A 10,272-nucleotide genomic window follows, 5' to 3' on the forward strand; every position below is an offset into this window, starting at 1 on the left:
GCAGTTAATATTTGTCTAGTTGTATATAAATATAGACAAATCGGCAAGGTGTATAAATGACCCCGACTGATATCAAAGTTAACGCGCGAAAACGCTGGATGGGCCTTCTGGCCAAAGCCCCAGCGACACAATTGCATACGCTGTTTGAGCGTCTAAAAAGCAAACCCCAACACAGCTGGCTACGGGCGCCAGAAACCGGCGGCGCAATGGTGCGTGGTCGTATGGGCGGTACCGGTGCCCTATTTAATGTCGGGGAAATGACCGTCACTCGTTGCGCGTTGCGTCTACAAACAGGCGAAGTGGGGCATGCCTACGTGCAAGGGCGCGACAAAGATCACGCAGAACGTGCCGCAATCATCGACGCCATGATGCAGACACCCCATGCCGGCGAGGTTGAAGCAACCGTTTTGCACCCCCTTGCCCATGGCGCGGCTGAAAACTTCAATACCCGCGCGGCCAAAGCCGCAGCCACAAAAGTTGAGTTTTTTACTATGGTCAGAGGAGAAGACTGATGTCGACAACCAGCCTTCAGGGTGGGTTCGATACCCCCCCAAAACAATCTGCACTGGCCTTTCGCGCAGCGCTGTCAACAATGGCTCGCCCGGGTAATATTGAAACCCTAAGCGGCGGCAATGCGCCAACCCCTGTTTCGGAAGCCGCTGCAACACTATTGCTCACGTTATGCGACCAAGAGACACCAATCTATTTAGCACCTTCTCACGATCGCCCTGCCTTACGAGAATGGATCGCATTTCACATAGGCGCCCCGTTTGTTGCCGCCTCCTCTGCTCTGTTTGCATTGGGAACTTGGGACACGCTTCAACTTACAGAGTTTCCGACGGGCACCCCAGAATACCCCGACAGATCTACAACCCTGATCGTTGAGCTAGAGACCCTTACCACAACAGGCCCGCGTTTAACTGGACCCGGAATTAAGGACCACGCCTATCTGTCTTTGCCTGATGTGGCTGCTTTTCAGCAGAACAACGCTTTGTTTCCCATGGGTTTAGATTTTTATTTTACCGCAGGCGTGCAGCTCGCCGCACTACCCAGATCAACAAAAGTGGAGGCAAACTAATGTATGTTGCCGTCAAAGGTGGTGAACGGGCTATTGATAATGCTCATGCTTGGCTCGCCGAAGAACGCCGCGGAGATGTCAACGTCTCGGAACTAACTCTGCCCCAAATACGCGAACAAATGACCTTGGCCGTGCATCGGGTGATGGCGGAAGGATCGCTATACGACCCTGATCTCGCGGCGCTGGCGATTAAACAATCTCGCGGTGACCTGATTGAGGCAATCTTTCTCATCCGCGCCTATCGCACCACGCTGCCACGGATTGGGTATTCTGACCCGGTCGACACCGGAAAAATGACATGTGATCGACGTATCAGCGCAACCTTCAAAGACGCGCCGGGCGGACAAGTTCTAGGGCCGACCTTCGATTACACGCATCGGCTTCTTGATTTCAAATTGGCAGCCGACGGCGAGGTACCAACAGCAAATCATGCGATACCCCAAACTGCAGACATGCCAAGGATCACTGATTTTCTGAACAAAGATGATCTGATTCAAACCGAAGTACCATCTGATGAAACGCCGCCAGACATGACCCGCGAACCGATGGAGTATCCCGCAAATCGGGCCCTACGACTGCAAACGCTCACACGTGGCGACGAAGGCTTTGTTTTGGGCATGGCGTATTCCACTCAACGTGGGTATGGGCGCAACCACCCCTTTGTTGGCGAATTGCGCATTGGCACAATATCAGTTGAAATGGAGATCGCAGAGCTCGGTTTTTCAATAGAAATCGGGGAAATCACGCTAACGGAATGCGAAACCGTAAACCAGTTTACAGGATCGAAATCCGAACCGCCTCAGTTTACGCGCGGCTATGGATTGGTGTTCGGTCAATTGGAGCGAAAAGCCATTTCGATGGCCCTGGTGGATCGCGCATTGCGTTGGCAAGAATTGGGCGAAGATAATCTAGGGGCTCCTGCACAAGACGAAGAATTCGTCTTAAGCCATTCAGACAATATCCAAGCGACCGGTTTCTTAGAACATATCAAATTACCGCATTATGTCGATTTCCAATCTGAACTGGAATTGGTGCGTAAACTCCGCTGCGAAGCACAAGCTGCTGCACATAAAGAGGCGGCTGAATAATGGCGAACTCTCTTTTTTCACAACACATCAAACCACCTTCCCTGCTTACAAAACACGATGATTTTCTGAGGATGGCCAATGTCTGATTACAATTTCGCATATCTGGATGAACAAACCAAACGTATGATCAGGCGCGCTATTCTAAAAGGTGTGGCGATACCCGGATATCAAGTACCCTTTGCCAGCCGCGAAATGCCCATGCCTTATGGTTGGGGCACCGGCGGCGTGCAGGTAACTGCGGCTTGTTTAACACCTGATGACACGCTCAAGGTCATTGACCAAGGTGCAGATGACACAACAAACGCTGTTTCGATCCGTAAGTTTTTTGAAAACACCGCAGATGTTGCGGTCACAGGACAAACAAGTGAAGCGTCAATAATTCAAACCAGACACCGCATTCCCGAACATCCGCTGACCGAAGATCAGATCCTCGTTTATCAAGTTCCAATTCCAGAGCCTTTACGGTTCCTAGAGCCCCGCGAAACTGAAACTCGTAAAATGCATGCTCTTGAGGAATACGGCTTAATGCATGTGAAGCTGTACGAAGACATCGCCCGTCACGGTCATATTGCAACGGCCTATGCCTACCCTGTCAAAGTGGAAGATCGCTATGTGATGGACCCTTCTCCCATTCCAAAATTCGACAATCCAAAATTGGAAAGCCCCGCTATCCAACTGTTTGGCGCCGGTCGCGAACAACGCATTTATGCTGTGCCCCCTTTCACCAAAGTGGTGAGCCTCGATTTTGAGGATCATCCGTTTGAACCTGCCCGGGCTGAACATGAATGCGATCTGTGCGGCGCTGATCACACTTATCTGGACGAGGTCATCATCGACGACAACGGCGGACGAATGTTCGTTTGCTCTGACACAGATTACTGCGAAACCCGACAATCAGCGGGCCATCGTGGCAAATTTAGCCCCAAGGAGAACGCAGCATGACCCCGCTTCTATCCGTTCGCGATGTACGAAAAACTTACGGCAACCGAATTGGCTGCACCAACGTAAACTTTGATCTTTATCCGGGTGAAGTCATGGGAATAGTCGGGGAATCTGGCTCGGGAAAATCCACCTTGCTAAACTGTTTGGCCGGTCATCAGGCACTCGATCAAGGCGAAGTTCACTTTGATACCCGCGTAGATGGCATGCGCGACACCATAAAAATGTCTGAGCCTGAACGCCGAATGTTACTGCGTACCGATTGGGCATTCGTGCATCAAAACGCCCGCGATGGCCTCCGAATGAGCGTGAGCGCAGGCGGTAACGTCGGTGAACGGCTTATGGCAGTTGGCGACAGACATTATGGCAATATCAGAGACAAAGCCATTGACTGGCTTGACCGAGTAGAAATAGCCGAAGATCGCGTTGATGACCGACCTTCAGATTTCTCGGGTGGTATGCAGCAGCGCCTCCAAATTGCGCGTAATCTTGTGACCGGTCCGAGGCTGGTTTTCATGGACGAACCGACGGGCGGGCTAGACGTAAGCGTTCAGGCGCGTTTGTTGGACCTATTGCGCGGATTGGTCCGCGAAATGGAATTGTCCGCAATTATTGTTACCCATGATCTAGCGGTCGTGCGGCTACTGGCTGATCGGCTGATGGTTATGAAATCCGGTCACGTCGTCGAGTCAGGCCTTACAGACCAAGTATTGGACGATCCGCAACACCCCTACACCCAGCTTCTTGTTTCATCTGTTTTGCAGGCCTGATCATGATAAAAATTGAAAACGTTTCGAAGAACTTTACGCTCCACAATCAAGGCAGCGCGCAAATCCCCGTTATCGAAGGCGCATCCTTAGACGTCGCAGCAGGCGAATGCGTTGCATTAATCGGAAACTCCGGTGCGGGAAAATCCACATTGATGCGGATGATCTACGGCAATTACCTTACTGCGTCGGGCCGCATCATGGTGGGCGATGTAGATGTTGCACAGGCGGAACCACGTGAAATACTAGCCCTTCGGCGCGACACTTTAGGCTATGTCAGTCAATTTCTGCGGGTTGTGCCGCGTGTTTCAACTTTGGATGTTGTGGCTGAACCTTTGTTATCCATTGGATGCGACCGCGAAATCGCACTTGCCCGCGCACGGGATTTGCTGTCTCGGTTGAATATCCCTGAAACACTATGGACACTTTCGCCTACGACTTTTTCTGGCGGTGAACAGCAGCGCGTCAATATCGCGCGCGGTTTTGCCCATACTTATCCAGCAATGTTGCTTGATGAACCAACCGCAAGCCTTGATGCCACCAACCGCAATACGGTGTTATCACTGATTGAAGAAGCCAAAGCCCGCGGCGCGGCCATCATAGGGATTTTCCATGACATAGAAGCACGTGAACGAGTTGCCGATCGAGAAGTAGATGTATCCGTGTTCACCCCACGAAAGGCCGCCTAATGCCGCGCATATTCGCAGTTGTTGGCCCCTCAGGCGTGGGCAAAGACACACTAATGGAAGCGGCTCAAGCGCAGCTTCCTGACGTACACCTGATACGTCGGACCATCACACGCCCAGAAAATGCAGGTGGCGAAAATTTCACAGGCGTATGCACAGAAAAATTTGAAGAATTACGCAAGGCCAATCTATTCGCTCTGCACTGGCAGGCGCATGGACTGAGCTATGGCATTCCAACATCCACCAATGATTTATTGGCCAATGGGAAAACCGTAATCTTTAACGGCTCGCGCTTGATGCTCTCAGAGGCGGTTCAAGTTTTTCCCGAATTGAAAGTCATCCACATCACTGCAAACAGAGATGTTTTAGCCGCCCGACTAACCGCCAGAGGGCGCGAAAACCCTCTGGAAATCGAGCGTCGATTAGACCGGGCATATTTACCCTTGCCCGGTGGTTTAGATGTCATCGAAATCGACAACTCCGGCCTGTTAGAGCACTCTGTTCAGGCCGTTGTCGACGCGTTAGCCCCAGTGAGCAGATAGCGATGCAACAGATGAAAGCGGCCTGTCATTTTGTCTTCGCCGAACAAGCACAAATCCCTCATCGCAAATGGGCGAGGCAACAATGGCAACAAAGCTGGCTCAAGTATTTTGCAAATGGCTTCTGCGATGTCGTTGCTCAACCTGTTGCTCAGCGTCAGGTGAAACTGGAAATCCTGAAAAACATAAGGATATCCCCAGCGCACCAAGTTTTCGTCTTGGGTCTGTGTCAAACCAGCAGCGCGACGGCGCAACAATTCCTCAGGGCTTGCGGGTCTGCGGTAATGATCCAACGATTGCACCACATCTGCCGCCAATTGAGACAAAGCAGCGGTATCCCCTTTGGGAACCAATGCCAAAAACCCACCCGGGCGTTGCAGGGCCAACCTAGGCAACTCTACCGAAGACAACCGATCTGCCAACAGCGCAAGATCAGTTTCCAGCTGCCCCAACGTGCAACCCTCAGCCAAATAAAATGGCGGCTTTATCGTTCCATGGAATCCATACTTGCTTGGGGTCGATATGATCTGTTCCCAAGCAATCGGCAATTTCGGCAGAACGGGCATGTCCACAGAACGGCCAAGGGTAGCATTCCAACCCAACCAAGCCGCAGCGAAATCTGCAAAGGCCCCCGGTTCAGGGGCGTAATACACAGCAAAACGTTTGAATTTTTTCATAGCGCTCATTCTTACACATGCATGTCACACCTCTGTGACAGATCTGTGCGAGTCAAGCCGTCTAGAAGACAGGAAACCCCATGCGCGACTTAACTTTAACTAATGCTCAGATCGTTCTTCCAAATGAAGTCATTAATGGAAGCATTCACATCAAGAACGGCATTATTACCGACGTTGATCAAGGTGGTAGCACACCAGCGGCAGCTATAGATTGCGAACGGGATTTTGTAATTCCCGGCCTTGTCGAACTACACACAGATAACCTAGAGCGTCACATCCAGCCCCGTCCCAAAGTCGGATGGCCACATGCCGCTGCAATCTTGGCCCACGACGGTGAACTTGCCAGTGTTGGCATTACCACCGTCTTTGATGCGATGCGTGTTGGGTCCATCCCTGATCAAAGCGCTGAATATGGCAAATACGCCCGACAATTGGCGACCGAATTGTGGGAACTACGCGACGCAGGTGCATTACGCATTTCCCATTTCCTACACCTTCGCGCCGAAGTCTGTTCTGAAACTCTGGTCGAAGAAATGCGCGAATTCGGGGTTCATGATCGCGTTGGCATCGTGAGTTTGATGGATCATACACCGGGTCAACGACAGTTTCGCGACCTTAGTAAACTCAAGGCCTATGTTCAGGGCAAACATAATCTAAGCGACCCCGAATTTGACGTTCATGTCAGCCGTCTCAAAGACCTGCGCAACGCAAATGGGGAACGTCACGAAACAGAGGCAGTAGCCGCTGCACAACGTTACGGGGCCGTATTGGCCAGCCATGATGACACAACAGCCGCCCACGTAGCCACCAGCGCAAGCCATGGAATCCGCTTGGCCGAATTCCCCACAACCGTCGAAGCTGCGAAATCCTGTCGTGAACATGGCATCGCCGTAATGATGGGCGCTCCTAATCTCATCCGCGGTGGATCTCATTCGGGAAATGTTGCAGCCCACGAACTGGCTGAGTTGGATTTGCTTGATATCGTTTCGTCGGACTATGTGCCGTCTGCACTAATGTCAGCAGCATTTCTATTGGCCGACCTATGGGATGACCTCCCCAAGGCCATCTCAACCGTTACCGCTGCCCCTGCAAAAGCGGCAGGATTAACAGACCGAGGCCAAATTCGCTCAGGACTACGCGGCGATCTCGTGCGGATCAGCCGTGTTCAGGGCGCACCTGTCGTGCGAGGTGTCTGGTCACAGGGCCAACAGATCGGTTAAGGCTAATCCAAGATAAGAGCTGACCATTGGCATCATTTACCAAGGTCAGCTCAGATTTTAAGTAGAACTCATTAATTCCAATGTGTGCCTTTGCTTTTTAGAAGCTCCCAAAAAACTCAGAAACCTCTTGCGCTATTTGCCTATGCTCTAACCGACGCTCTTCACGCCCTTGCTCGCAGATAAACGCATCTTCTGGTTCCTCAGCCTGCAAGATCGCTAATCCTCTTTCGGTGCAAACGCCCAGAAAATCAAAATGCGATAGACCCGCAGGCTCTAAGTACTGAACATTTTCTTCAGGTAAAGCAGCAACAAGCGCGCGTGATTCAATCTCTAAATCCATTCCCATAATGTCTAACGGTGCCCCATACACCAACATCGGGCGCGCAATCGCACCTAAGCTTTCAAGTGAAAAAGATTGGGTGCCTCCAAGATCAAAAACAGCAAAACCGTTGATCCTAGGATCGGATAAGTCTGAACCGATACGTGTGCGGTCTTCGGGTGTCTTCGCTACATCCCACCTGTCAAAAATTCCACACACCAGCTCTCCGGGGTGTCTAGCGCAAAACTGATCCATCTTCTCAGTGTCGAACCGCCCGCCTGCTAATGCGATTGCCGTAAATCCGCCCAACGAATGCCCCGCCATAAAAATGCGATCTTCGTCCACCAACCGACTCAGCGCTGGCGTTTCGAGGATATAATCAATGGTGCGTGAAATATCGCGAGGACGTTCCCACAATTCCCGCTGATGATCAGGGTCGCGCAAAAATGTAGATGTCCCCGGGTGATTTATAGCCGCAACAATATACCCCTGCTCAACCAAAGCCTCCCCCAGCCACGCTTGGTTACGTGCGTTTCCAAACATCCCATGCGACAACACAACAAGCGGATGTGACCCCTCTTCGGGTGCAGCATCACGAACAACAGATATGCTTTCCCAAACCGCATTCCCGTGCGCCTCTGTCTGCCCGTCAGACTGTTGCGTCGGATACCAGATATACCCCTCAAGTGGCCGCCCACCCTCAGCGTCTGCAATGGATAGATCTTGCAACCCCGTGTGATAGCCATCGGCGTATAGGGACTGACTGCCCATTACCAGTGAGATAAGACAGACCAAAGGACCTTTGAATTTCATAACATCGACTCCAGATTTCGATTTCAGATGCTTTCGAAACTGGCTAGTCTTCGCTGTAGGAACAATAGGTTGACCCACCCGCCGCTGTCCTAGATCAAGATCAAGGACAAGATCCGCCAAAAGGAGAACAACAATGGAAAGTGGTTTATTCGTTTTTCCGCTGCCCATCCTGACGTTCTTGCTGTCTGCAGTGGCCTGTGTCCTGTCACGGCGGCTGGATTTCGGCAACACCCTGTCGCAAAATCTCCTGACGTCCTTCCTCGGCCTCATCGCGATTGAATCGCTTTTGGTTGCGCTTCGGTTCGGATATGGCATTGAACGCTTTTTGCCATTGCAACGCACGCTTCCGCTTTTTGTCGGGCCGTTGCTTTATCTCACTTTTGCTATGTTAGCCGTGTCCAATTCACACAGGTATCCTGTGATCTTTCGCCATCTTCTTATTGCGGTTCTTGCCGCCGCTGCAATTCCGATGATCTTTGGCAACTGGATCAACATGGATTGGGTTATCGGCCTCAGCTACCTTATTTATGCGGTAGCCCTAATCCGTCTGCGTCTCAAAGGCGTAAACCATCTCACCTATGCGCGCCTAGAAATGGCCGGAAGCCTACAACGCTGGATCGCTTGGGGGGCCGCATTTTTGCTCGCCTTCTTGGCCTTTGACACTGCCATCACGATAAGCTTCATGATGCAGCGCGTGGACAACGTGTTTATCTTAATTTCCTACGCCTCGCTTCTGTTGGCGCCCGTTCTCATTGCGATCATCGTCATGATGTCAACGCAGACGCCAGCCCAACACGCAAAATCAAAACCTTCCCGAAACGCGAACACAGAAGCCGAAAAACTCGAACAAGAAACACATGCATTTTTGCTCAAAACCCAACTTTACGTTGATACAGACCTCACGGTGGACCGCTTGGCCAAACGTCTCCATGTGCCAACACGATCGCTGTCGGCAGCAATTAACCAGACCAAAGGCGTGAATGTATCGCAATACGTGAATGATTTTCGATTGAACCACGCTGCGGACTTGCTTCTTAATTCCAAGCTAAGCGTCGCAAAAGTGATGGAGCATTCCGGCTTTCTCACCCGCTCCAATTTCTACCGTGAATTTCAACGCCTCTATAACGAAACGCCAGCGTCTTATCGGCAAAATCACAGCAGGTAGGTCAACTTGCCCTCCTACTGGCGACAGGCCTATATCGTAAAAGAACTAGCATTACTTGCGCTTCTGCAGAATATTCCAGCTTTGTATCCAGTATTAAATATGGGCTTTGACCTCGTTCTTTCGCGGGGAAATCATCTCGCTCGATAAAGGCCAATGCAGGTTGTATTCATCTTTTGGCAAATCAATAAACAACTAGGTCCCCAACAACCTACCATATGCATCGGGAAAATAGTGACCATCTTAATAGCTGCACTAAACACGTCGCTAAGGCTTAAGACAGATGAACCAGTCACTTCCCAAATTCACGACTGCTTTGAAGATTATTTTCCTGCTCCAATCGAACAACACGTCCGTGAATTGAACCAAGCATATCCTTTCACTGGCCTCAAAGCGCAGATCATGGCTGATAACCTGACGGAGGGGCAGTGGTTATTGTATACAACCGCTTGTTTCAGCGGTCAGGTATTGAATGGAGGAATCGAACAATTTTTCTCAAATTGCCCCGGTCTTATCCGCGATGCTGAGTCGGTGCTTGCTGATTGGGCTTCAGTCGAATTTTTAACTGCATACAAAACTGCTGCGGCACCATTGCTCGAAGTTATCAAACGTCATGCCGAATTACCTCCTGTCGATCAGGAACATGAATTGGCCGATTTCTGGACGGCAATCGAAGCGGCAGAAAAGTTAATCGATGATGTTACTGCCGCCGAAATCAATACATCTGCTTACAGCGGCGACCGGAATGAAAACCCACAGAATTGGTTCACTAAACTGGAAACTAAAGTACTAAAGTTTGTGGAAGATAATCCCGAACAATTTATGCGTTCAAACATTGAAAACCGTTAAGTTCCGGTCACTAAAAAGCCCTCCAAAAGGAGGGCTTTTTGATTTGCTTTAGAATGGCCCGATGGGCGGTTTATTCGTCTTCGTAGTCGGACATTGGGGGGCAGGAGCAGATGAGGTTTCTGTCACCATAAGCGT

12 protein-coding genes are annotated in these 10,272 nt (G+C 50.8%); 10 read left to right on the top strand and 2 right to left on the bottom strand.

Going from position 1 to position 10,272, the window contains the following annotated elements:
- The first annotated feature begins 56 nt into the window (after positions 1-56).
- The 7 genes from phnG (at position 57) to phnN (ending at position 5,100) form a co-directional block, all read left to right on the top strand.
- Positions 57-512 carry a phosphonate C-P lyase system protein PhnG gene (phnG, locus tag G9C99_RS08745; protein ID WP_166417071.1) on the top strand — a complete coding sequence of 152 codons (456 nt, stop codon included), beginning with the start codon at positions 57-59 and terminating at the stop codon, positions 510-512.
- Positions 512-1,078 carry a phosphonate C-P lyase system protein PhnH gene (phnH, locus tag G9C99_RS08750; protein ID WP_166417072.1) on the top strand — a complete coding sequence of 189 codons (567 nt, stop codon included), beginning with the start codon at positions 512-514 and terminating at the stop codon, positions 1,076-1,078. Before phnG ends, phnH begins: the two co-directional genes overlap by 1 nt.
- Positions 1,078-2,166: a carbon-phosphorus lyase complex subunit PhnI gene (locus G9C99_RS08755; protein WP_166417073.1), complete on the top strand. Its 1,089-nt coding sequence runs from the start codon at positions 1,078-1,080 to the stop codon at positions 2,164-2,166. The genes phnH and G9C99_RS08755 overlap by 1 nt, the downstream gene beginning before the upstream one ends.
- 78 nt (positions 2,167-2,244) lie before the next feature.
- Positions 2,245-3,108, top strand: a complete 864-nt coding sequence (locus tag G9C99_RS08760) for an alpha-D-ribose 1-methylphosphonate 5-phosphate C-P-lyase PhnJ (RefSeq protein ID WP_166417074.1) — start codon at positions 2,245-2,247, stop codon at positions 3,106-3,108.
- On the top strand, positions 3,105-3,875 hold the full coding sequence (phnK, locus tag G9C99_RS08765) for a phosphonate C-P lyase system protein PhnK (RefSeq protein ID WP_166417075.1): 771 nt from the start codon (positions 3,105-3,107) through the stop codon (positions 3,873-3,875). The genes G9C99_RS08760 and phnK overlap by 4 nt, the downstream gene beginning before the upstream one ends.
- Before the next feature lie 2 nt (positions 3,876-3,877).
- Complete coding sequence (gene phnL, locus G9C99_RS08770; protein ID WP_166417076.1) at positions 3,878-4,561, top strand: phosphonate C-P lyase system protein PhnL; 684 nt, start codon at positions 3,878-3,880, stop codon at positions 4,559-4,561.
- On the top strand, positions 4,561-5,100 hold the full coding sequence (gene phnN / locus G9C99_RS08775) for a phosphonate metabolism protein/1,5-bisphosphokinase (PRPP-forming) PhnN (protein ID WP_166417077.1): 540 nt from the start codon (positions 4,561-4,563) through the stop codon (positions 5,098-5,100). Before phnL ends, phnN begins: the two co-directional genes overlap by 1 nt.
- Here the strand turns inward: phnN and G9C99_RS08780 are convergent.
- Positions 5,061-5,774 (bottom strand): DUF1045 domain-containing protein, encoded by a 714-nt coding sequence (locus tag G9C99_RS08780; RefSeq protein ID WP_166417078.1) that lies wholly within the window; start codon positions 5,772-5,774, stop codon positions 5,061-5,063. The genes phnN and G9C99_RS08780 overlap by 40 nt on opposite strands.
- Positions 5,775-5,854: 80 nt before the next feature.
- Here G9C99_RS08780 and G9C99_RS08785 point away from each other — a divergent pair, with 80 nt between their 5' ends.
- Positions 5,855-6,994 (top strand): alpha-D-ribose 1-methylphosphonate 5-triphosphate diphosphatase, encoded by a 1,140-nt coding sequence (locus G9C99_RS08785; RefSeq protein ID WP_166417079.1) that lies wholly within the window; start codon positions 5,855-5,857, stop codon positions 6,992-6,994.
- Between the two features lie 97 nt (positions 6,995-7,091).
- On the opposite strand, the gene G9C99_RS08790 is transcribed toward G9C99_RS08785, so the two are convergent.
- The gene (locus G9C99_RS08790; protein WP_166417080.1) at positions 7,092-8,126 is read right to left on the bottom strand and encodes an alpha/beta hydrolase family protein; all 1,035 of its coding nucleotides are present in this window, start codon (positions 8,124-8,126) and stop codon (positions 7,092-7,094) included.
- A 769-nt stretch (positions 8,127-8,895) separates the two neighbouring features.
- Here G9C99_RS08790 and G9C99_RS18700 point away from each other — a divergent pair.
- Both G9C99_RS18700 and G9C99_RS08800 read left to right on the top strand, forming a co-directional pair.
- Positions 8,896-9,291, top strand: coding sequence for a helix-turn-helix domain-containing protein (locus tag G9C99_RS18700; RefSeq protein ID WP_407926009.1), 396 nt, complete (start codon positions 8,896-8,898; stop codon positions 9,289-9,291).
- A gap of 231 nt (positions 9,292-9,522) precedes the next feature.
- Positions 9,523-10,137 (top strand): DMP19 family protein, encoded by a 615-nt coding sequence (locus G9C99_RS08800; RefSeq protein WP_205859836.1) that lies wholly within the window; start codon positions 9,523-9,525, stop codon positions 10,135-10,137.
- The last annotated feature ends 135 nt before the right edge of the window (positions 10,138-10,272 follow it).

The organism is Cochlodiniinecator piscidefendens, assembly GCF_011326755.1.
In the GTDB taxonomy this organism is placed as follows: Bacteria; Pseudomonadota; Alphaproteobacteria; order Rhodobacterales; family Rhodobacteraceae; genus Cochlodiniinecator; species Cochlodiniinecator piscidefendens.

Excerpts from the sequence above, each read along its gene's own strand:
- phnG (WP_166417071.1), top strand. The coding sequence starts at position 57 with ATGACCCCGACTGATATCAAAGTTAACGCGCGAAAACGCTGGATGGGC.
- phnH (WP_166417072.1), top strand. The coding sequence starts at position 512 with ATGTCGACAACCAGCCTTCAGGGTGGGTTCGATACCCCCCCAAAACAA.
- G9C99_RS08755 (WP_166417073.1), top strand. The coding sequence starts at position 1,078 with ATGTATGTTGCCGTCAAAGGTGGTGAACGGGCTATTGATAATGCTCAT.
- G9C99_RS08760 (WP_166417074.1), top strand. The coding sequence starts at position 2,245 with ATGTCTGATTACAATTTCGCATATCTGGATGAACAAACCAAACGTATG.
- phnK (WP_166417075.1), top strand. The coding sequence starts at position 3,105 with ATGACCCCGCTTCTATCCGTTCGCGATGTACGAAAAACTTACGGCAAC.
- phnL (WP_166417076.1), top strand. The coding sequence starts at position 3,878 with ATGATAAAAATTGAAAACGTTTCGAAGAACTTTACGCTCCACAATCAA.
- phnN (WP_166417077.1), top strand. The coding sequence starts at position 4,561 with ATGCCGCGCATATTCGCAGTTGTTGGCCCCTCAGGCGTGGGCAAAGAC.
- G9C99_RS08780 (WP_166417078.1), bottom strand. The coding sequence starts at position 5,774 with ATGAAAAAATTCAAACGTTTTGCTGTGTATTACGCCCCTGAACCGGGG.
- G9C99_RS08785 (WP_166417079.1), top strand. The coding sequence starts at position 5,855 with ATGCGCGACTTAACTTTAACTAATGCTCAGATCGTTCTTCCAAATGAA.
- G9C99_RS08790 (WP_166417080.1), bottom strand. The coding sequence starts at position 8,126 with ATGAAATTCAAAGGTCCTTTGGTCTGTCTTATCTCACTGGTAATGGGC.
- G9C99_RS18700 (WP_407926009.1), top strand. The coding sequence starts at position 8,896 with ATGTCAACGCAGACGCCAGCCCAACACGCAAAATCAAAACCTTCCCGA.